The following is an 18995-nucleotide window of genomic DNA, read 5'->3' on the forward strand; positions in this document are numbered from 1 at the left end:
TCTCACACGCGGTAGTTGGGCGCTTCTTCCGTGATGATCACGTCATGGACGTGACTTTCCCGCAGCGCCGCCCCGGAGATGCGAATGAACTTGGCGTTCTTGCGCAGCTCCGAGATCGTCTGTGAGCCCGTGTAGCCCATGCCGGAGCGCACGCCTCCAATGAGCTGCGCGATCACGGAGCCGAGGGAGCCGCGATGAGGAACGCGTCCTTCGATGCCTTCCGGGACGAGCTTCTCGTCCGCGGTCCCGGCCTGCCCGTAGCGGTCTTTGCTGCCGCGTTTCATCGCGCCCAACGAGCCCATGCCGCGGTACACCTTGTAGCTGCGCCCCTGATACAAGACGAGCTCACCCGGCGCTTCGTCGGTGCCCGCGAACAGTGAGCCGATCATGACGCAGGACGCGCCAGCGGCGATTGCCTTGGTGACGTCACCGGAGAACTTGATACCGCCGTCGGCGATCACCGGGACGTCGTGCCGATCCGCCACGGCCACGCAATCCGAGATGGCCGTGATCTGTGGAACGCCTATACCCGCAACGATGCGCGTGGTGCAGATGCTGCCGGGACCGATACCGACCTTGACGGCGTCCACTCCTGCGTCGATCAACGCCTGCGTCGCCTCGGCGGTCGCGATGTTGCCGGCGATGATCTGCATCTTGGGGTGACGCTTACGGGTGCTCCGGACGACGTCCAAGACGCCCTTCGAGTGGCCGTGAGCGGTGTCCACCACGATGACGTCCACGCCGGCCTCGACCAGCGCCGCGGCCCGCGCTTCCGCGTCCGCGCCGGGGCCGATCGCCGCGCCCACTCGGAGGCGACCGCGGTCGTCCTTCACGGCCAGGGGATTGCGCTCGGCCTGCAGCAAGTCCTTGATGGTGATGAGACCCACGAGCTTGCCGCCGTCCACCACCAAGAGCTTCTCGATGCGATGCTTGTGGAGCAGCTCCCGCGCGCGGTCCGGCTTCACGCCGGGGTCCACCGTGACCAGCTTCGTGGTCATCAGCGCGCTCACCGGTTGGTCGAGGTTCTTCTCGAAACGAATGTCACGGGCCGTGAGGATGCCGACCGGCGTGTCCCCTTCCACGACGGGCACCCCGGATACGTCGTGCTCGCGCATTATGGCGACGGCCTCGCGCAGGGATTGGGACGGCATCACCGTGACGGGATCGGTGATGATGCCGCTCTCCGCACGCTTGACTCGATCCACCTCCGCCGCTTGCTCTTCGGCCGAGAGGTTCTTGTGAATGATCCCGATGCCGCCGTGACGCGCCATGGCAATGGCTGAGCGCGCTTCCGTCACCGAGTCCATGGCGGCGCTGACCAACGGAATGTTCAGCTCGATTCCGCGGGTGATGCGGGAACGCAGATCCACCTGCGCCGGCAACACCTCGCTGTAGGCGGGAACGAGCATGACGTCGTCGAACGTCAGGCACTCGCGGAGGTCCTTATCCAGCATGGCCAAGGATACCCCGAGCCCCGCGAGACTCAAAGCCACTGAAAAAAGCCGAGCGTCCTGTAACTGTCGAGCCCACGCTTGCGCTCGCGGGAGGCGCCGGTACATTTGTCGCGCCTCATTAGCTCGGGAGCGTGGAAATGAAGCGAGTCGTCGCGACGGCAGCAGTGGCTTTCGCCTGCTTGGTCGCAGCCTGCAGCTCGGAGCCGGATCACGTCGTCCTCACGGACGGCACGTCGCAGCGCATCGTGGGCGGCACCTTCGACGAAGCCGACTCGGCCGTCGTCGGCTTGGCCATCAACGGGGAATCCATCGGCTTCAACTTCTTCTCCGGTCACTGTAGCGGCACGCTGATCGCACCGAACCTGGTGCTCACCGCGCGCCACTGCGTGGCCCTCACGCAGGGTGGCGGCACCCAGGGCAGCGTGGTGTGCGGTCAAACGAACTTCGGGTTCCAAGGACCGGGCAGCGTCTTCCGAGCCACGACCAAGGCGATCCGGCCCAACGCCGACGGACCGGATTTCTACAAGGGCACGGACAGCGTGCGCGTGCCGGAGAGCTCCACGGACATCTGCGGCAACGACATCGCGCTGATCATCCTGGAGGGCGCCGGCGTGCCAGCAGAAGAGGCCACGCCCATCATCCCGCGCATCGATTCGCGGCCCGAGCAGGGCGAGCCCTTCGCGGCCATCGGCTACGGGCTCACGGACCCGAACGACAACGGCAGCAGCGGCACCCGCATGCGCTTGGACGACTCCCCGGTCAACTGCCTGGGCGGACTGTGCGGCGGTGTGTTCGGCGATTCCGTGAAGGAGAGCGAGTGGCTGGGAGACAGCCAGACGTGTCCGGGAGATTCCGGCGGTCCCGCCATCGACGCGAAGGGCCGGGTGATGGGCGTGCTGTCGCGAGGGCCACAAGGCTGCATCCAGAGCGTCTACGGGGACGTGAGCGCCTGGAAGGACCTCGTGATGAAGACGGCCATCGACGCCGCGAACCTCGGCGGCTACGAGCCGCCGTTCTGGGCCACCAGCGGTTCCAGCGAGCCGCCGGTGGCAAAGCCGGACGCCGGTCCCGACCCGTTGGGTGAGCCCTGCACCGGACCCTGCAGCAACGGCTACCAATGCCTCAGCTCGGACGGCAAGAGCGGCATCTGCGTGCCCAGCTGCAATCCGAGCGTGGCCTGCCCCAGCGGCTACAGCTGCGACGAGACTCAATCCGTGTGCGTGCCCGCGAGCAATCCGAACAAGGCCGGCGACGACTCCGGGCAGAGCTCGGGCTGTGCCGTCGCGGGTCCGGTGCGTCCCGTACCGTGGATCGTCGGCGTCGGCTTGGTCGCCCTCGGCGTGGTGTTGCGCCGGCGTCGGAGGTGAAGATCGTCCTCGCCGGGGGTAGCGGGCAGGTCGGCGGCTAGAAGCTCCGCACGCTGGCGACCTGGGTGCCCAGCACCACGACACACAGCGCGGCAAGGGCGGCGAAGGCGAAGAACAACGCCGCGACTCGCCGCACTGCCGTGGCCTGCTTGGGCGCGACGAAAGCCGCAATGGCCGCGCCCAGGGCCAGGCCGACCACCACCACCGCGACATGCTCCTTGGTCTCGAACATGAGCCCCGCGCGCACGCTGTCGGTGAACAGATGCCGCTTCACCAGCGCGCGATAGGCGCCGTACATCGCGATGCCGGTGCCGTACACAGCCAGCGTGAAGGCGGTGGAGAGGCCGACCGCCCAACGATTGCGGCGGGTGAGCGGCTTGCCCTGACGCAACAGGAGCGCCGGGTGCACCAGGGCCGCGACCGTGAGCACGCCGAGATGGCCGTGGATGGATTCGAACAGACGCCAGAACATCAGGGGTACACGAAGGTGCAGACGAGCAAGAGGGGGACCAGGACGACCGCCGCCCACGAGACGACGCGACGGACGTCCGCGGTGTTTCCGCGGCGGGCCAACAAGATCGTCAAGACCAAGGCCACCACCACGCCCCACCACACCGCCACTCCGACGCGCCAGTAGTACGCGGTATGCAAGCTCCGGAGGATCATGCGCGGATCGCCCGTTTCACCGCGAAGCCACTCGTAGAGCCGCTCGGCGACGTAGGTCACCGGCACCGCCAAGCCGAACACGAGAGCGACCACCGCCCAACGTTCGCGGGTCTCGTCACTCGTCATCGTCGTCCTCCTTCTTCTTTTCGGGTCGACGAACGGTGAGGGCCAGCACCGTGAGGAGAGAACCGCCCAGGGCGGTGAGGCTGACCAAGAGCTCGAAGGTCGTTCCGCTCGAGCCGTTCTGCGTGGGACGCTGCATCTCAACCTCTGCGGAAGGACATCACCAGGCCGAGCAACGCTTCGGCGTGATCCAGAGCCAGATACACCACGGCCACGTGGGAGAGCACGCCGAGCACGACCAGCACGCGGCGCTGTGAGCTGCGCTCGAGCCCCGGGCCGATGAGCAGCGCCAAAAGCGTGACGAGGGCGGTGCCCGGCGCCAGAAATAGCATCGTTCGCCAGGTTTCCGGGCGATGACGAGCCGCGATGACGAGAGGCAAGCCTGCGGTCCAGGCCACGGCGAAGAGGCTGAGCGGGGACAACCCCGACAGCAGATTCTTACGTGCCCCGAAGATCAGGCCGAGCACCACGAATGCGCCCAAGATCAGGAAGGACGCCGGCCGCGCCCAACGTCGCACGAGGGCCAGCTCCACGTAGGTGGCCTCCGTGCGCGCACCGAGCCCGGCCTTCTTCAGGGTATCCAGGGATCCGCTCAGGTCTCCGAGCCGCGCCCGTGCGATGGCTAGTCCGTTGGTGGCGCGCATCCAATCGGCGTCGTCGAGGCCCGGCTCGGCCAGCCACGCTTCGTACGCGCTCACCGCACGCTCCGGCTGCTCGAGCCGCAGCAGGAACGTGTCGGCAATCAACGCCCGAGATTCGCGCCGCACGCGGCCTGCCGGGAACCCGTTCACCTGCCGTTCGAAGGCTTCGAGCTGCGCGGCGTTCGGCTCCCGAACGCGCCGCTGCTTCTCGAAGGCGACCAGGGGGCGGAAGTCGCCTTCGCTGCGGTCCTTCAAGTAGGCGATGCGCTGCGCGGCCCGCCGCGACAGGCGCGAATGCGGCGCGAGCGCCAGCGCTTCGGTGTATGCGGAGAGCGCGCCGTCGAAATCGAAAGCGCGCTCGGCCTGCTCCGCTCGTCGTAGGGCTTGGGACTGGGTCTCGGCGCGTGCGCCCGCCGCGAGCAAGAGCACGACGAGCGCCGCGAGCAGCGCTCGTGCGGCTCTCTCCAACATCGCTACCGGGTGTACTCGAAAGCGTCGATCTCGGAGCCATCCAGACGCAACGCCTTGTACCGGAGGGTGCCGCCCTCAACTTCCAACACCAAGAAATTGTTGGTCTTTTCCGTCAGGTACGCGGTGTCGCAGGCGGACGCCGGATCGGCGTTGTAGAGGTCGCCGCCGGCGCCGGCACTGACCACGTAGATGGTTCCGCTGCCACCCACCGGAATGCCGCCGGCACCGCTGTTGGCCACCTGGCCATCGGTGGAACCGGTCTTGAAGCCGCGAATGGGCAGCGTGCGCTGGTAGTTGTGCACGTGCCCGGTGAGCACCACGTCCACCTTGTACTGGTCGAACAGCGGCTGCCACGTCGCTCGCGGCGCGTCGCTGTCGCCTTGATGGGTGCTGCCGCAGGTGTACGGCGGCGTGTGGAACACGGCGAACACCCACGGCGTTACGTTGCGATCCACCGCTTCGAGATCCGCCTTGATGAAATCCACCTGAGCCTTGAGCTTGGAATTGCCCTCACTGTCGAGCATCAAGAAGTGCGCGTTGGCGTAGTCGAAGGAGTACCACTCCTCCCCCTGAGCGGTCTCGCCCTGGCTCACCTTCTGCGGCACGGCGAACTGGCCCACGTAATACACGGAAAGGTTGTCGTGGTTGCCGTTGACCGGCATCAGCGGCCGCGTCGCGATCATGTCCTGGGTGGAGTAGCTACCCGTGCTGCTCTCGAACAGCGCATCCCAGTGTTGCTGATTCGTGGTGTTGTCGATGAAGTCGCCGCTGAAGATCTGGAAGTCCACGCCCATGGTGGAGAGCTTCTCCTGGATCTGCGCGAAGACCTCGGGACCGCTGCGGGAGTCTCCCGTCACGGCGAAGCGAAACACGTCCGAAGAGCCCTTCTTCGGCGCGGTGGCGATGTCGTAGGTGGAGCTCCAGTGCCCGGGCCCGCCTACCTTGTAATAGTAGGTCGTGTCCTCCGTGAGCCCGCACACGTGGGTCTCGTGCACCCGGAGCTTCTGGTCCTGGAAGATGGGGCTGCCGAACTGCATGGTGTGGCCCGTCTGCAGCGTCACACCGTTGCCCGCGCCATCCGCGGCCTCCACGGCAGCCTTGTCGGAGCCGTACAGGATCTCGGTGCGCTTGGTGTCCAGATCCGTCGCCCAGTTGATGGCAAAGGTCGTCTCCGGAGAGCCCGCCCAGCTGGCGTGAATGTGCTTCGGCGTGGGCTCGGCCCCCACTACGTCCTCGTCACCACCCACTTCTTCGATACCTTCGGGAGCGCTCACCGTGTAGTCGCAGCCCTCCGGCGTGTACGGCAGCTCCAAGGTGGTGTTGGTCGGCGTCTTCTTGGCCGCCTTGCCGGTGTCCTCGCCGCAGCCTGCGGCAGCGACGAGGGCCGACGCCGCCAAGATCCAGTAGATAGAGCGATACATCTCGGTTGTCTCCAATCTCAGAGCCCCGCCGTGGCCTGAAACCACACGACGTCGTTCTTGATGCCCACGAAGGTTCCGTCGGAGTTGGTCACGTCCTCGGTCTCGCGGTTCATCTGGTAATTCAGCGAAAGTCGGAGATTCTGCTTGCTGTTCGGGAAGTAGTTCACGCCGAAGGTCAGCCGGTAGCGGCTGGGGGGATTGTCTGCGTCACCGTAGGAGCTGGGCCCCAAGTAGCCGGGGGTCTTCTCGTCTCCGCCGAAGAACTTGCACTTACCGGTGTTCGCGTTGCAGGGCGACTGCGGGTTCACCTGATCGAAACGTGCCAGCACCTCGAGGGAGTGCTCGCCGGGCAGAACCAGCTCCGGCAGGACGTATTGCACCTGCACCGAACCGCCGGTGGCGATGTGATCCGGGCGCGCCACCGCGCCACCGGGGCCGCACGCCTGATCGTACGCCAGAAAATCCCCCAGGCCCGCAGACTCGCCATTCTTGAACCACACGAAGGTGGCGCTGGCGTAGAGCCCCTGATAGCGAAACTCGGCATCGGAGGTGAAACCTCGGTTCCACTGGCCGCGGTCATCGCAGTTCGAGTACACGCCGCCCGCCACGCCCACTCGAGGCGTCTTGTTGCGCGCGATGTCGCTCTCGTTCTCGGCACCTTCGGGGAGACCGAGAGCGTGGAGCTGCGCACGCGCGGCGTACAAGTACGCGTCGTCGATGTTGTTGGTCGCGCCCGGGCCCTGTCCCAAGAACATGCCCGCGAAGTACTCCAGCACCGGGGACGTCGACTCCGGCGAGAGATCACCGACCTTGCCGTAGACCATGCCGCCCAGGTCGCGCGGGCTCAGATAGCGCAGCGCCTGTCGGTCTTGCTGGAGCGGCGTGTACACGAGGCGATCGATGAACGCCAAGCGCTCTTCACTGAACATGAAGGTGCGCAAGAACGGCAGCTGGAACTGACCGAAGCGCACGTTGAACGCCGGGTGGAAGCGTGCATCAAGGTATCCGTCCTGCAGCTGCGAAACGGTCGCGTCGTACTCCACGCGCATCCAGAAGTACTGCTGGAGCCGGGCGCGAAAACCGAACCGCGCCCGCTGCAGCCAGAAGTTGTTGTCCTGGTTCGGGTTCGGTTGCGCGGGATCTGGGTCGTCTTGGCGCCAGATGTAGCCGGGCTGGATGTAGCCCGTCAGGTCCAGATTGCGGTTCTTCGCCTCGCTGTCCGGGTGTTCTTGCCAGACTCGGATGTCGGCGCGAGCAGGAGTGGTGAGAGCGAGGAGCAGGGCAATTCCAGCCCATCGACCAAGCAAGTGGCGCACACCGCGACGCTAGTCGGGCGCGGTGATGGTCCCGCGACGTCTCTGTGACGGATTGATTACTCGGCGCCGGTCAGGAGGTCGATGGCCGCTCGAAAGGCGTTGGCCCGGAGCTCTTGGCGCTCCACCAGGGACGGCCGGCCGAGACGTTGTGCCGCCTGCGACAGCTGCACCGCCTCTCGCTCCAAGCGCTCGGCTTCTCGCGTGAGCACGTCCAACACCAAGGCGCGTTGATCTTCCGGAAAGTCTGCCCAGGCCATGGCTATCCCCCGCTTTCCGCAGGGCTCCAACGGAGTCGCGGTTTGCGCGCCGCGCGCGCCTCGTCCAAGCGACCAAGCCGCGTGAGGTGCGGAGCGGACTTGACCATTTCCGGTTGCTCTTGAGCTTCCTTCTTGATCGCAACCATCGCATCCACGAAGCCATCGATGGTCTGCTTCGTCTCGGTTTCCGTGGGCTCGATCATGAGGGCGCCGCGCACGACCAACGGGAAGTACACCGTGGGCGGGTGAAAGCCGTAGTCGATCAAGCGCTTGGCCAGATCCAGAGTCTTGACACTGGTGCTGCCCTCCAGCTCCTTGTCGGAAAACACGGCCTCGTGGAGGGGTGGCGTAGAAAAGGCGATGGGATAGTGCTTCGAAAGGCGAGCGGCGAGGTAGTTCGCGTTCAGCACCGCCATGTCGCTCACGGCCTTGAGGCCATCGGGGCCGAGCTCCCGAATGTAGGTGTAGGCGCGCACCATCATGCCGAAGTTGCCGAGGAACGAGCGCACTCGCCCCACCGTCTTCGGCCGCTCGCGGTCCACCAAGAAGCGATCGCCATCCCGCCGCACCACCGGGCTCGGTTGGAACGGCTCCAGGATCTTCTTGAACGCGACGGGACCCGATCCCGGGCCGCCGCCGCCGTGCGGCGTCGTGAACGTCTTGTGCAGGTTGTACTGCATCACGTCCACTCCCACGTCTCCTGGGCGAGCGCGCCCCAGCACGGCGTTCATGTTGGCGCCGTCGCCGTACACGAGCCCGCCCTTTTCGTGCACCAGCCGCGTGATCTCCGGCATGTCGGACTCGTACAGTCCGAGGGTGTTCGGGTTGGTGATCATCAAACCCGCGACGTCGTCCCCGGCCTCGGCCAGGGCGCTGGCCAGAGTGCTCGCTTCCACCACGCCGCGACTGCCGGCCGGGAAGGTCACCGCTTCGAACCCGTTTAGCGCACAGCTGGCGGGGTTGGTGCCATGCGCGCTCTCGGGAATGAACACCTTGCGGGGAGCGCGGCCCTTGTCGTGATGATACGCGCGAATCATCATCAGGCCCGTGAGCTCACCCTGCGCACCGGCGGCTGGCTGCAGGCTCACGCCGTCCATCCCGACGATCTCCGCCAGCAGCGCTTCGAGCCGTACCATCAGCTCGAGCGCTCCCTGCGCCAGGTGATCGGGCGTGAGGGGGTGCAACCGCGCGAAACCGTCCAGCCGCGCGGCCCACTCGTTCACCTTCGGGTTGAACTTCATGGTGCAGGAGCCCAGCGGATAGAACTGGGTGTCGATGCTGAAGTTCTGTTGCGAGAGCCGCACGAAGTGGCGAAACGCCTCCGGCTCGCTCACCTCGGGCAAATGCGCCGGCTCAGCCCGATGCAGCTCTCCGAGAGCAGTGCGGGCATCGACGTCCGGAACGTCGAGCGCCGCAATGGAGGCTGCGGTCCTTCCGGGCGCGCCGCGCTCGAAGATCGGCAGCTCTACGAACGAAAGACCCTTCTGAGCTTCTCCCGGCACCGATCACTCCAGGGGCGCTTCGGGCTCGCCGCCGCCGGAACCTTCTCCGCCGCCCGAATCTTCGCCACCCCCGGCAGGCTGCTGACCTTCGTCCCAACCACCACCCACGCCACGACGCTCGACCTCGTCCGGAATCACGGAGTCGGGATCCGGTCGCATGTTCTGCTGCTTCACGGCTTCCCAGCTCTGTCCGGTCTCGTCCTGCCCCAGGCCCCACTCGCCCTTGATCACGTGAGCTTCGCCTTCTTTGGGCTCCGTGTAGCGGAAGTAGCCGCGCCCCTTCGAAGTGGCAGAGGGACCCACCATCCCGATCTTGTGCTCGGTCCACTCGTACTTGTAGAGGTCCCCGGTCACCTTGCCGCTCATCTCGCCCCACGCGTCTCCGGCGGTGGTGCGCCACTTGCCGCTGATGGTGTCACCTTCCTTGACGAGATGCAGATAGCCGTAGGTCTGGCTGTAGTACACCCCGGTCCACTCACCGCCCACCGGCATGTCCCCCGGCTTCACGTGAGCGAACTTCGTATCGGGCTGCCCTTTGTTGCAGGCCGACAGGGAGCCTGCGAGGGGAACGGCCAACGTCACGACGAATGCAGCTTTCAGGAGAGTTCGGGCGCCAAACATGGCGCGGACTCTACCACGGTCGCCCCCGGTTTTTCGGGTGAGGAAACGGCCACCGCCCGAAGCAGGGAGGCGGGCGGTCGAAGCCGCCAATCCAAGGTGAAAACCGGCGCCCCCTGCAGCCGCTCCCCGAGTTTTGTCGCGCATTTGGGGGTCACCAGCCAGCCTTCCACGGGCGCCGCCACGGGACGCGGCCGGTCGTGGTCCGCTGCCCGATGGACGGTATGGGGCATGATGCCCGCCCGATCGAGGGAGCGGAGGACGCGCTCCGGACGCGCCACGGCCAACGCCACCCCCAGCCTCAGGCCTCGGAGCTCCGCCAACGTCCATCGTTCGCCTCCCGCGCCCGTGGCTCCGACGAGCTCGGCCTCGACCACGTAGCACGGCTTCGACAGCGCCTCGCTCGGCGCGCCCACGCTGACGACCGCGTCGCACGCCGACAAGAGCTCCCGCTTGCCGGCGCGCAGATCTCCCGCCGGCGGGCAGCGGCCGCTGCCGAAGGGGTTCGTGCCGTCCACGACCAGCAGCGACAGCGCGAGGCGCTTCGGTCGGGTCTGCAGCAGGGCGTCGACGAGCACCACGTCGACCTGGGGGGCGACGAGATCGATCGCCGCCTGGCGCCTCTTTGCGACCGCTACCGGCACGCCGGCGCCGTCGAGCGCCCGCGCCAACCACAACGCGTCGTCGCCCACGTCCTCGACGGCGTCCGACGCCAGCACCCGGCGCGCCCGCCCCGCTCGCGAGCGATAGCCCGACGCGACCACCGCGACTCGGAGCCCGTCCTGTGAAAGGGCGCGGGCCAGCGCCAAACACAACGGCGTTTTGCCGGAACCTCCCAGCGTCGCTCCCCCCACCCCCACTACCGCCGTTTTCTCAGGCAGCAGAAGATGTCGGCTCGCCGCGGAAGCCCACTGATAGGCCCGCGCGAGGCCCCGCGTGAGCGGCGACGAATCCGTCCCTGCCTCGAGCCGCTCGGCCAGCGCGCGGCGCAGCATGTCAGGAGCGCTTCAGCTCGCTGCCCAGCTCTTCGCCGATCCGCGCGGCTTCCTCGGCCGACGTCGGCCACGACGTCTCGGTTTCGCGGCGGCGCATGTTGCTGCCATCCGGCTCCGCCAGCATGGCGCGAAGCCAAAGCCGCTCGCCCTGGCGTAGCGCGTAGGCGGCGACGGGTACCTGACAGCTGCCTTCTACCGCGCGCATCACGCCGCGCTCCGCAGCGACCGCCACGTTCGTCTCCGCGTCCATCAACGGCGCCAGCAGCGCTCGCACGGCGTCGTCCCCTTGGCGCTGCTCGATGCCGAGCGCGCCCTGGCCGATGGCCGGGAGACAACGTTCGGCTGGCAACGTTTCCGTGGCCTTGTCCGCGAGGCCCAGACGCACCAAACCGGCGCGCGCCAGGATGATCGCGTCCACCACGCCTTCGGAGAGCTTGCGAAGCCGCGTGTCCACGTTGCCACGGAGCGGCAAGAACTCGAGATCCCCGCGCCACGCCTCCAGCTGCACACGTCGCCGAAGCGACGAGGTGCCGACCTTGCTCCCGGCGCTGAGCTCGGCGAAGGGACGCCCGTCCCGGGTGATCACCACGTCCCGCGGATCTTCGCGCTTGGGAACGCAGCCAATGGCCAGAGCCGGAGCGAGCTCCGCGGGAACGTCTTTCATCGAGTGCACGGCGATATGGGCGCGGCCGTCGACCAAGGCTTCCTCGATCTCCTTGATGAACAGGCCCTTGCCGCCGATCTCGTTCAGCGCGCGGTCTTGAACTCGATCCCCCGTCGTCGTGACGTGGAGCTCTTCCACGACCAGACCCGCGTGCTCGCCGCGAAGCTCGTTCATCCACGCCCGCGCTTGGGCCAAGGCCAGCGCACTCTTGCGCGTGGCAACCACTATCGTCTGACTCATCGCGCTACCGTACCTAGAGCGTGCTGCTCCGGCTCCGAAATTTCGGGGTCCTTGTCTTCGCCATCTTCCGCAGAAACGGCACGTAGGGAGTGTGGCGCATCGACCTCGGCGGAATCCAGATCGAATAGCTCGATCAGCGTGGCGACCAGCTGCTCCGCTCGAAATCCTTCGTACTCGCGACCGGTAGCGACCTCACGGAGCTTCTTGGTGGGCGCATGCAGCATCTTGTTCAAGGCAGCGTCCACCATGGCTTCCAGGGCGGCACGCTCTTCCGGCCCCAGGTGCTTGAGCTTGCCGCGCATGCTGCGCTCGAGCTCCGCGTGCAGCACGCCGCCCAGACGCGCTCGAAGCGCCACCACCGTGGGTGTGACCTGCTCCGCTTCCGCCCAGCGTTCCCAGCCGTGAGTCTCCTCCGAGACAATGGCTTCCGCGCGCTCGGCCTCGCGTTCTCGGGTCTTCAGAGACTCGGCAACGACACGGGAGAAGTCGTCGACGTTGTACAGGAAGACGCCGTCCACTTCCTCCACTCGCGGGTCCACGTCCCGAGGTACCGCCAGGTCGATGAAGAAGAGGCTGCGCCCTCGACGCTTGCGGCGAAGCGAGGCCACCAGCTCGTGCTCCACCACGAAACCCGGCGCGCTGGTCGAGGTGATCACCACGTCCGCCTCGATCAGCGACGCTGGCAGCTGTTCCCACGAGCGCCCTTCCCCTCCGACGGCCTGCGACAAGACGCCGACCCGCGCAGCGTTGCGACCCACCACGATGATGCGGCTCCCGGCGTTCTTGAGCAGCTTGGCCACCGTCTCGGCCATCTCTCCCGAGCCGATCAACACGACGGAGCGACCCGCCAAATCCCCGAAGATTTGCTTGGCCAAATCCACCGACACGGTCGGCACGCTCACCTGCCCGGCGCCCACCGCCGTTTCCGTGCGGACCCGCTTCGCCGCGCGAATCGCCCGCGGCACCGTGCGGTGCAGACAGCCACCGACGGTGCCGGTCTTGCGCGCCAGTTCGAACGCGTCCTTCACCTGTCCGAGGATCTGCGGCTCGCCGAGCACCAGGGAATCGAGAGAAGAAGCGACGCGAAACAGGTGCCGAACCGCGTCGCTTCCGCGATGCACATACAAATGCTGACGGACCTCGGGCGAGAGATCGCTCACGCGGCGTACGGCTTCCTCGGCCACGCTGTCCAGATCCGAGGCCGCGCCGTCCTTGCCGGAAACCACCAGCTCCACGCGGTTGCAGGTGGAGATCAGCATCGCTTCCCCGATGGCTCCATCCCCCACCATGCCTTCGAGGGCGCGCGGGATCTGGTCCTTGGGCAGCGCCAAACGCTCCCGCACGTGAATGGGCGCGGTCCGGTGATTGAGGCCGATCACCACGATCATCAGCCGCCCCCCATGCCGGGACGCAGAGCGTAGAACAGCATCAACACGATGACGCACGCCACGCCGGCGAGCGTTCCGTAGGCGGAGCGCCGTCCGCGCCAGCCGGCCACCGCGCGCATCACCAGCACCAGCGCAACCAGCAGCCAAGTGGCATAGCCGAGGGCTGCGCGAATGGTCTCGGCGCTGGTGGCCTCGGGCAGCCGATTGAAGAACACCGCGCCGGTGACGATGCCGAAGGTCAGCAGCGGGAACCCCGCGAGCAGCAAGCGATGCTCCGTGCGATCCAGAGCGTCCAGCGGTGGCAGCTTTGCTGGGCGACCCCCGAGACGCTTCGCTTTGAGGCGCCGCTCCTGGACCAGGTAGAACATCCCGGCGGCGCCGGCCAAAAGGAACATGGCCACCCCCAGCAGGTTCGCCGTCACGTGCAGGGCGAGGAGCGTGCGGGGTACTTGGGTGGCCCGGTCGCGGCCCAGGCTGACGAACTGTGCGGCCACCAAGAAGGTGAGGGCCACCGGCGCAATCACTGCACCGATCGCGTACATCTTGGCGCGATTCCGCAGCGCCAGGTACACCACCACGGCGATCAGGGCGCTCAGGCTGAGCGCAAAATGGAGTGACTCCACCGGGCACACTCGCGAGAGCAAGCTGGCCGTGACGACGTGAACTCCGTGCATCACGGCGCCCACCGCCAAGAGGCGGGGCGCCCACAGCTGGGCCAGCGTGAAGCGCTCTCGGCGCGCCAGGTCCAAGAAGAACAGCGTGGTGGCAGCCGAGTAGGCGATCACACCCATGAAGAATGCGATTGTCGCGACCTGTTCCACGACCTACTCCAAGTTCTTCATCAGAAACTGCGCGAGCATTTCTTCGTCACTGTTGGCGGCACTGGGCACCGGCGGCGGCACACTGGCCGCGCGATGCTCCGACAACGTGCCGACGGGAGTCCCCATGAAGCCGGGAATGACCTCATAGGCGAGGTCTCCCAGGATCATGGAGGTGTCGAACAGCTCTGCGCCCAGCTCGCTGACGTAGTTGATGGACTTGACCCGGCCCACCAGCTCGTGAATGTCCGTTCCGCCCGTCACTTCGGTGAGCACCCGGACTGCTTCCACCACGCGATAGCGCCGACCTTCACCCTTGATGACCAGCTCGCTGCCGAGCAGGTCGACCCGGTCTTCCCCGACCCATTGGTCGAGGGCGGCTTGTGGAAAGAAGACCCGATTCGGACCCATACTGAGCTCGATTGTACCCGCCACCCGACGCCGTCGGAGATGGCGAGCTTCGCTTAGCACCCCCGCGCCCCGCGTCCCAGCCCCCTGGCGGAAACGCCAGTGATTTTTGCTGGGTTTGGCGCCTCAGTAGCCCTTGCGGGCCACCGCGCGGTCCCCCGGCTCGATCTCGCGGTGCGAGACCGTGACGACGGCGATCGAGCTGTATTTGTTGGCCCGCAGGATACGAAGCTCCCCGATGATCTCTTCCGGGAACTTCTTCTCGTTACCCTTGAGGGGGGTGGCGTCGGAACGCGCCCGATCCGGTGTGTCGGTCCGCAAACGGGCCCGCGCCGAGTCGGATGCGGTGGAGAGGGTGTGACGCCAGGCATCACCGCGCTTCACCACGAACAAGCGATTCCCCGCGCTGAGGCCGTCTTCCGTGCCTCGGTCGATGAACACCACCTGGTTCTGCCCGTATAGCTCGTGGGGATAGATGCTGGTCAGCACGCGAGCCCAGCGGTCCACCTTGGCGGCCTTGGGCGGGACGATGTCGAAGCGGCGCCCGACCGGGCCGATCATCGCGCCGCGCTCGATGACGTCTACGGACTCGACGATCTCGCCGCGCGCCACGCGCGACTTCGGATCCCAATGATCGACGCGCACGGTGCCCTTGATCGCGATGATCATGCCGGGAGGACGGCGAGCGCCCGGCACCCGCTCGGGGCGGCGCACGGGACGGAAGATGGTGAGCTGCTGCCCAATACGAACGTCCTTGCCGGGCTTCACCTGCAGGTACACGTGATTGCCGTCAGAGAGCAGCATCTGGTCCTCGCGGGCGCCGACCAGCTCTCCCCACACGTCCCGCTTGGGGTCATCGATGAGCCCTTGGCTGCGCAAGAACACGGTGTTGGCGGGCACCGCCGGGCGGCGATCCATGAATCCACCGTTGCCGGTGCCATCGAGCGCCGCCGATCCATAGGCCCCCCCGCCGAGCCGCATCCGGATCTGATCCCCCGGGTAGATCCAATGCGGATTCATGATCTGGGGGTTATAGCTCCAGACCTTCGGCCACTTCCACGGGTTGCCGTAGTAGCGGCCGGACAAATCCCACAGGGTGTCGCCCTTCTTCACCACATGGATGGGCGGCACGGACACGCTGCGCTCTCCGAGGATGGCAGCGGATCCCTTGGAGCCATGGACGACCGCTTCGCCCCCGCCGCTTCGACCCATGTCGAAGCCGTCCGACGAGGCCGAGGTATTCGTGACCGGGCGGGAGCTCGAGGGCAGGTAGTCGTTGGCATCGGGTCCTGGCGCCCCGTAACCCGGCGCCGGCACCGAGCTCTCCGTCACCGTCGTCGATCCCGGGGTGACGATCACGTCACCGTTCCCGGAGGGCACCACCACCGATCCGGGCGGAGCGCCCGACCCTTCTTGGGCGGAAGCGACGCTCGCCAGGGACAGCGTGTAGAAGGTGAACAGCAGGTGCCGGGGCCGCATGGGGATCAGGCTCCTTTGGCCTTCGGGATCTCAGTTTGGCGCAGCTTCGGCGCTCTCGCATCCTCGGGACCGAGAAGCCCCTGCTTGCCCCGCACCCGGATCACGGGACGCGGCGCGTCAGAGGCATCGTCTTGACTCTTTTCCTCCGCGCTCGGCTCGCGAGGGGCAGCAGCGGGAGCATCCGGCTCGAGACGAATGACCTTCAGCGGAGGGCGCTCGACCCGCTCCGCGGCGGCCGCCTTGGGCTTGGCCGCGGGCTCTTGCATTCGGGCCAGCTCGACCGCCATCACCCGTTCCGCCAGGCGATCTTGGTTGTTCTGGAGGCGCACGATCTCGTCTCGAAGCTCCGAAAGGCGCTTTTCCACGTTGTCTTTGTTGCTGCCGCAGCCGGCGAGGGCGCCGCCCATCGCGACCACCACCCCGAGACGCAGCACTCCCCGGATCCGAAGCTGGGACATCGTGGGGATCGTAGGTTCTGGGCCGGATTGGGGCCAAAATCCTGGGTGCTTTCGGAAACGACGGGGATCAACCGGGCGAGACGATCGGGTTGGTCACGCTGGACGGACGGACACTCTGCCGCTACCGTTGGGGGCCGTGAGGATGCGTCGTAGAAGGGGTGGTCGTGCGCCGCGCAGGCGTCTGGATCTGAAGAAGACGCTCTTCATCTTGCCCAACATGATCACGCTTGCGAGCGTGTTCTGCGGCTTCAACGCGATTCGCATCGCCGGGGGGGCAAGCGGACCCGACGACCTGCATCGCGCCGCGGTGTTGCTCATCTTCGCGATGTTCTTCGACCTGATGGACGGTCGTGTGGCGCGCATGACGAAGACGCAAAGCGCCTTCGGCCTGCAGCTGGACTCCCTGGCCGACGTGATCTCGTTCGGCGTAGCACCTGCGATTCTCGTCTACCAGTGGGTGCTGCACCGCTACCCCGTCCCAGGCCTGCTCACGGCCTTCCTGTTCACCGCCTGCGCCACGGTGCGCTTGGCGCGTTTCAACGTGCTGTCGTCTGCCCCGAGCGGTGCACCGGTGAAGCCGGGCAAGCACGTCGTGGGGCTACCCACGCCACCGGCGTCCGGCATCCTCATCTCGCTGGTAGTGGCCGACTCCGCCTTGGGTGGTGCCATCGGCGACCAGCGCTACACCATCGTGCTGTTCGTGGTGACCACGCTCGTCAGTCTGCTGATGGTCTCCACCGTCAAGTTCCGTTCGTTCAAGGACCTGCGGCTGAACCCCGCCACGGTGCTCATCGTGCTGTTCGTGGTGGGTTCCAGCGCGTTCGTCTGGCAACGCTACAAGGCGGAGCTGGTGCTCATCTGGCTGCTCTCGGTCTACGTGGCGCTGGGCATCGCGGAGAGCCTCCGGGCAGTGGCAGCGCGCCTGAAGAACATGGGCGCGGCTCGGGATTCCGTGCCCCCCGCTGCTGCGGAATGAAGGGGCACCGGGGGGTGCAACTCCCGGAGCTGGGTGCTATCCGTAGGTGTCGATGACGCACCGGCCGTACAAGCTCGTCTGGCTCGCGCTGATACTCCTGTCGCTTGTCGGCTGTCAGGGCAAGAGCGGCGGCGGTCAGGACGAGACCGGAGCCCGGCCCACCACGAGCGACCTCCCACCCCTCACGCTGAAGGACGACACCGGAGATCTCCTGCTCACCTGGATCGACGACAAGGGTGACTTCCACGTCGTCCAGAAGATCGCTGACGTTCCCGAGAAAGCCCGCAAAGAGGTGCGGGTCGTCGTCACCACCCGCACGGAGGGCACCGGGCGTCTGGTCTATGTCGCGAACCTGGAGAAGAAAGGTCCGGACGGCAGCTACCCGGTGACCAGTATCACGCGCGCGGCGTGGGACGAGAAGGGCGCCTCCAAGCGCAAGGCGCGGGTGGAAGCCCTCGCCCCCAGCGCGGTGGCTGCCGCGCCCAGTGGCTCCGCCGCCGGCGGCGGCGAGGAGCCTCCAGTCGGCGCCAAGCCCGGCCAAGTCGTCGCCATCATCTACGGCGCGGAGTGGTGCAAACCGTGCCACGACGCCGCCCGCTACCTGAAGCAACGCGGCGTCCACGTGATCCACAAGGACATCGAAGAGAACGAGGTGGCGGCCCGAGAAATGAAGGAAAAGCTCGCCCGCGCCCACAAGCCGTCGGCGTCCATCCCGGTGATCGACGTGATGGGCGAGATCCTCGTTGGATTTTCTCCGCGTGCCTTGGAGCGCGCAATCGAGACTGCACAGAACGAAAAGACGCTGTGAAAGCCGACAAGAAGCTCGGCGACGTGTGGCCGTGGCTGCCCGTCTTCCGCGTGGTGGCGGAGACCGAGCACCTGCCCACGGCGGCGGCGCGCTTGCACGTCAGCCCGTCGGCGCTGTCGCGCACCATTCGACTCGTGGAAGAAGCCCTCGGGGAAGAGCTGTTCGTGCGCAGTGCGCGGCGCATCGTCTTGAACTCCGCCGGTCAACGTCTGCTCGCCGCCGTTCGCCGCGCGATGACGGGGCTCGAGCACTCGATGCAAGAAGTGCTCGAGCGCGACTTCACGGGGGACTACCGGCTGAGCTCCCTGGGCGTGCTCACGGACTACTTCGTGCTTCCCGCGCTGCTCGCCCTCGCCGAAGAACACCCTCGCGTCACGCCGTGCCTCACGACACTGAGCTCTCGCGACGCGAACCGCGAGCTGGCCAGCGGCCGGATAGAGGTGGCCTTCTACTACGACGCTACCAGCCTCGCCGGCATCACCTGCCGCAAGATCGGATCTCTGACCAACTCCCTCTATTGCGGCAAGGGACACCCGCTGTTCGGGAAGCGTCGCCTCACTCCGGCACAGCTCGAGGAGCACCCGTTTTCCGTGCCGAGCATCGGCGACCGCGGCACGCCCATGGACAATTGGCCCGTGGAACGTCCGCGGGAAGTCGGTTTCCGCATCTTGATGCTGTCCACGAATCGCGAGGTTGCTCTGTCGGGGCGCTACGTCACGGTGCTGCCGGACGCCGTGGCCAAGGAGGACGTGGCGCGGGGTCGCCTGTGGCAGCTCCCGCCGGACCTGGTACCGGACACGGACGTGTACGCCGCCTGCCGCGAGGAAGACGCGGACTCGAGCTTCACGACCGACGTGATCGCCGCCGTCGAGGACGCGATATCCCGAGCCCCGCGCCGCAAGGACGTGAAGAACCGCCGCTGAGG

The 18995-nt window shown here is 66.8% G+C and carries 21 protein-coding genes; 4 read left to right on the forward strand and 17 right to left on the reverse strand.

Features of this window, described 5'->3' with window-relative positions:
- Positions 1-2: 2 nt before the first annotated feature.
- Positions 3-1454 carry an IMP dehydrogenase gene (guaB, locus tag H6717_19225; protein ID MCB9579168.1) on the reverse strand — a complete coding sequence of 484 codons (1452 nt, stop codon included), beginning with the start codon at positions 1452-1454 and terminating at the stop codon, positions 3-5.
- Positions 1455-1591: 137 nt separating this feature from the next.
- Here guaB and H6717_19230 point away from each other — a divergent pair, with 137 nt between their 5' ends.
- Entirely contained in the window at positions 1592-2821 is a 1230-nt protein-coding gene (locus H6717_19230; GenBank protein ID MCB9579169.1) for a trypsin-like serine protease, read from the forward strand.
- Positions 2822-2858: 37 nt separating this feature from the next.
- Here the strand turns inward: H6717_19230 and H6717_19235 are convergent, their stop codons facing one another.
- From H6717_19235 to H6717_19310, 16 genes are all read right to left on the reverse strand, one after another.
- A complete protein-coding gene (locus H6717_19235) occupies positions 2859-3293 on the reverse strand; it encodes a hypothetical protein (protein ID MCB9579170.1) in 435 nt (144 codons plus the stop codon).
- Positions 3293-3613, reverse strand: coding sequence for a hypothetical protein (locus H6717_19240; GenBank protein ID MCB9579171.1), 321 nt, complete (start codon positions 3611-3613; stop codon positions 3293-3295). Before H6717_19240 ends, H6717_19235 begins: the two co-directional genes overlap by 1 nt.
- Positions 3603-3749, reverse strand: a complete 147-nt coding sequence (locus H6717_19245; protein ID MCB9579172.1) for a hypothetical protein — start codon at positions 3747-3749, stop codon at positions 3603-3605. The genes H6717_19240 and H6717_19245 overlap by 11 nt, the downstream gene beginning before the upstream one ends.
- Before the next feature lies 1 nt (position 3750).
- A complete protein-coding gene (locus H6717_19250; GenBank protein MCB9579173.1) occupies positions 3751-4722 on the reverse strand; it encodes a hypothetical protein in 972 nt (323 codons plus the stop codon).
- Between the two features lie 2 nt (positions 4723-4724).
- On the reverse strand, positions 4725-6143 hold the full coding sequence (locus H6717_19255; GenBank protein MCB9579174.1) for a metallophosphoesterase family protein: 1419 nt from the start codon (positions 6141-6143) through the stop codon (positions 4725-4727).
- Between the two features lie 17 nt (positions 6144-6160).
- On the reverse strand, positions 6161-7459 hold the full coding sequence (locus H6717_19260) for a hypothetical protein (GenBank protein MCB9579175.1): 1299 nt from the start codon (positions 7457-7459) through the stop codon (positions 6161-6163).
- Between the two features lie 56 nt (positions 7460-7515).
- A complete protein-coding gene (locus H6717_19265; GenBank protein ID MCB9579176.1) occupies positions 7516-7716 on the reverse strand; it encodes a hypothetical protein in 201 nt (66 codons plus the stop codon).
- Between the two features lie 2 nt (positions 7717-7718).
- Entirely contained in the window at positions 7719-9218 is a 1500-nt protein-coding gene (gcvPB, locus tag H6717_19270; protein MCB9579177.1) for an aminomethyl-transferring glycine dehydrogenase subunit GcvPB, read from the reverse strand.
- A 3-nt stretch (positions 9219-9221) separates the two neighbouring features.
- Entirely contained in the window at positions 9222-9800 is a 579-nt protein-coding gene (locus H6717_19275; protein ID MCB9579178.1) for a hypothetical protein, read from the reverse strand.
- Positions 9801-9814: 14 nt separating this feature from the next.
- Positions 9815-10831, reverse strand: a complete 1017-nt coding sequence (gene lpxK / locus H6717_19280; protein MCB9579179.1) for a tetraacyldisaccharide 4'-kinase — start codon at positions 10829-10831, stop codon at positions 9815-9817.
- Position 10832: 1 nt separating this feature from the next.
- Positions 10833-11735, reverse strand: coding sequence for a hydroxymethylbilane synthase (gene hemC, locus H6717_19285; protein MCB9579180.1), 903 nt, complete (start codon positions 11733-11735; stop codon positions 10833-10835).
- Entirely contained in the window at positions 11732-13123 is a 1392-nt protein-coding gene (locus H6717_19290; GenBank protein ID MCB9579181.1) for a glutamyl-tRNA reductase, read from the reverse strand. The genes hemC and H6717_19290 overlap by 4 nt, the downstream gene beginning before the upstream one ends.
- On the reverse strand, positions 13123-13914 hold the full coding sequence (ccsA, locus tag H6717_19295) for a cytochrome c biogenesis protein CcsA (GenBank protein MCB9579182.1): 792 nt from the start codon (positions 13912-13914) through the stop codon (positions 13123-13125). Before ccsA ends, H6717_19290 begins: the two co-directional genes overlap by 1 nt.
- A 33-nt stretch (positions 13915-13947) precedes the next feature.
- Positions 13948-14352 carry a hypothetical protein gene (locus tag H6717_19300; GenBank protein MCB9579183.1) on the reverse strand — a complete coding sequence of 135 codons (405 nt, stop codon included), beginning with the start codon at positions 14350-14352 and terminating at the stop codon, positions 13948-13950.
- A 123-nt stretch (positions 14353-14475) separates the two neighbouring features.
- The gene (locus tag H6717_19305; protein MCB9579184.1) at positions 14476-15828 is read right to left on the reverse strand and encodes a LysM peptidoglycan-binding domain-containing protein; all 1353 of its coding nucleotides are present in this window, start codon (positions 15826-15828) and stop codon (positions 14476-14478) included.
- Positions 15829-15833: 5 nt separating this feature from the next.
- Entirely contained in the window at positions 15834-16286 is a 453-nt protein-coding gene (locus H6717_19310) for a hypothetical protein (protein ID MCB9579185.1), read from the reverse strand.
- 181 nt (positions 16287-16467) lie between these two features.
- Here H6717_19310 and pssA point away from each other — a divergent pair, with 181 nt between their 5' ends.
- The 3 genes from pssA to H6717_19325 all read left to right on the forward strand — a co-directional run bounded on the left by pssA (position 16468) and on the right by H6717_19325 (position 18993).
- Positions 16468-17262, forward strand: coding sequence for a CDP-diacylglycerol--serine O-phosphatidyltransferase (pssA, locus tag H6717_19315; GenBank protein MCB9579186.1), 795 nt, complete (start codon positions 16468-16470; stop codon positions 17260-17262).
- Between the two features lie 211 nt (positions 17263-17473).
- Positions 17474-18070, forward strand: coding sequence for an NrdH-redoxin (locus H6717_19320; protein MCB9579187.1), 597 nt, complete (start codon positions 17474-17476; stop codon positions 18068-18070).
- Positions 18067-18993 carry a LysR family transcriptional regulator gene (locus H6717_19325; GenBank protein ID MCB9579188.1) on the forward strand — a complete coding sequence of 309 codons (927 nt, stop codon included), beginning with the start codon at positions 18067-18069 and terminating at the stop codon, positions 18991-18993. Before H6717_19320 ends, H6717_19325 begins: the two co-directional genes overlap by 4 nt.
- Positions 18994-18995: the final 2 nt, after the last annotated feature.

The organism is Polyangiaceae bacterium (genome assembly GCA_020633235.1).
Taxonomy (GTDB): domain Bacteria; phylum Myxococcota_A; class Polyangia; order Polyangiales; family Polyangiaceae; genus JACKEA01.

What these genes read in the sequence shown, in the direction of transcription:
- guaB (MCB9579168.1), bottom strand. Translation starts at nt 1,454, where the DNA reads ATGCTGGATAAGGACCTCCGCGAGTGCCTGACGTTCGACGACGTCATG.
- H6717_19230 (MCB9579169.1), top strand. Translation starts at nt 1,592, where the DNA reads ATGAAGCGAGTCGTCGCGACGGCAGCAGTGGCTTTCGCCTGCTTGGTC.
- H6717_19235 (MCB9579170.1), bottom strand. Translation starts at nt 3,293, where the DNA reads ATGTTCTGGCGTCTGTTCGAATCCATCCACGGCCATCTCGGCGTGCTC.
- H6717_19240 (MCB9579171.1), bottom strand. Translation starts at nt 3,613, where the DNA reads ATGACGAGTGACGAGACCCGCGAACGTTGGGCGGTGGTCGCTCTCGTG.
- H6717_19245 (MCB9579172.1), bottom strand. Translation starts at nt 3,749, where the DNA reads ATGCAGCGTCCCACGCAGAACGGCTCGAGCGGAACGACCTTCGAGCTC.
- H6717_19250 (MCB9579173.1), bottom strand. Translation starts at nt 4,722, where the DNA reads ATGTTGGAGAGAGCCGCACGAGCGCTGCTCGCGGCGCTCGTCGTGCTC.
- H6717_19255 (MCB9579174.1), bottom strand. Translation starts at nt 6,143, where the DNA reads ATGTATCGCTCTATCTACTGGATCTTGGCGGCGTCGGCCCTCGTCGCT.
- H6717_19265 (MCB9579176.1), bottom strand. Translation starts at nt 7,716, where the DNA reads ATGGCCTGGGCAGACTTTCCGGAAGATCAACGCGCCTTGGTGTTGGAC.
- lpxK (MCB9579179.1), bottom strand. Translation starts at nt 10,831, where the DNA reads ATGCTGCGCCGCGCGCTGGCCGAGCGGCTCGAGGCAGGGACGGATTCG.
- hemC (MCB9579180.1), bottom strand. Translation starts at nt 11,735, where the DNA reads ATGAGTCAGACGATAGTGGTTGCCACGCGCAAGAGTGCGCTGGCCTTG.
- H6717_19290 (MCB9579181.1), bottom strand. Translation starts at nt 13,123, where the DNA reads ATGATCGTGGTGATCGGCCTCAATCACCGGACCGCGCCCATTCACGTG.
- ccsA (MCB9579182.1), bottom strand. Translation starts at nt 13,914, where the DNA reads ATGGGTGTGATCGCCTACTCGGCTGCCACCACGCTGTTCTTCTTGGAC.
- H6717_19300 (MCB9579183.1), bottom strand. Translation starts at nt 14,352, where the DNA reads ATGGGTCCGAATCGGGTCTTCTTTCCACAAGCCGCCCTCGACCAATGG.
- H6717_19305 (MCB9579184.1), bottom strand. Translation starts at nt 15,828, where the DNA reads ATGCGGCCCCGGCACCTGCTGTTCACCTTCTACACGCTGTCCCTGGCG.
- H6717_19310 (MCB9579185.1), bottom strand. Translation starts at nt 16,286, where the DNA reads ATGTCCCAGCTTCGGATCCGGGGAGTGCTGCGTCTCGGGGTGGTGGTC.